The following is a 981-nucleotide window of genomic DNA, read 5'->3' on the forward strand; positions in this document are numbered from 1 at the left end:
CCTAGACGAGTCTGTCCAAATACGTTCAGTGATCGAAGGCGGTCAGTGAGCGGCTGACCGCCTGGCCGGTCTGGAAGTTGTGCCAGATTGCGGCCGCGAGCGCCAGCACGCGCTGAGCGACTCGCACGGCGACGCCCTCGTGGGTGCGTGCTCCGTGTTGTTCCAGGTCGAGTTGGCCTTTGAGGGTGTCATTGACCGACTCGATGAGCTGGCGGACCTTCTTCAGCATCGGCTCGCCCGGCCGCAGGACCTCCTTCTTGCGGGAGGGCCGCAGCAGCGTGATGCCCTGTGCGGACAGTGACCGCTCGAAGGGTTTGGACGCGAAGCCCTTGTCGGTGATCAGCAGCAGGCCGGGCCGCTCACGGACCAGACGGGCGTCGATCTCCAGCATGGCGGCCAGCACCTCCCGCTCGCCGAGCTTCGGGTCGGCCAGGGCCCACAGGATGGGCATCCCGGCCGGGGTGCATACCAGGTACAGCCGCAGTCCCCAGAAGAACCGCGAATGCGACGCGCAGTAGCCGTAGTTCGCCCATCCCGCCAGCTCCGACCGCTTGACGGTGGGGCGGGACATCCCGCACGGCACCGGGGTCGAGTCGGCGATCCATACGGTGTCGTGCCAAAAGTCCGTGTCCTTCGCCAGCATCCGGATCACCCGCTTGATCTGCGGCAGCGCGGCCCGCAGCCGTTTGTTGTAGCCGGAGTCCTGCGGGATGAACGGGAACAGGTGCCGGTAGTGCGCACGCAGGTGCCGCAACCAGCGGGCCTCGCAGTGGAAGCCCAGCAGTGCCTGCATGACGGCCAGGCACAGCAACTCCGAGTGACTGAGCTTAGGCGGCCGCCCGGGCAGACGGCCGATCCCCGCCCACTCGTCGTCGATCTTCACGTACAGTGCGGTCACGAGGGTGTTCAGTTCTGTCGTCACAAACGGATCTTGAACACCCTCTCTTCATGCCCGCAGGCATTTGGACAGACTCGTCTAGT

At 65.7% G+C, this 981-nt stretch carries 1 protein-coding gene; it reads right to left on the minus strand.

Translation table 11 applies throughout. The features are described from left to right. Positions 1-25 precede the first annotated feature (25 nt). A complete protein-coding gene (locus tag R2S09_RS40140; RefSeq protein WP_316746223.1) occupies positions 26-922 on the minus strand; it encodes an IS982 family transposase in 897 nt (298 codons plus the stop codon). Positions 923-981: the final 59 nt, after the last annotated feature.

Origin of the sequence: Streptomyces sp. MK7 (assembly GCF_032658145.1) — a bacterium.
GTDB lineage: Bacteria > Actinomycetota > Actinomycetes > Streptomycetales > Streptomycetaceae > Streptomyces > Streptomyces spiralis.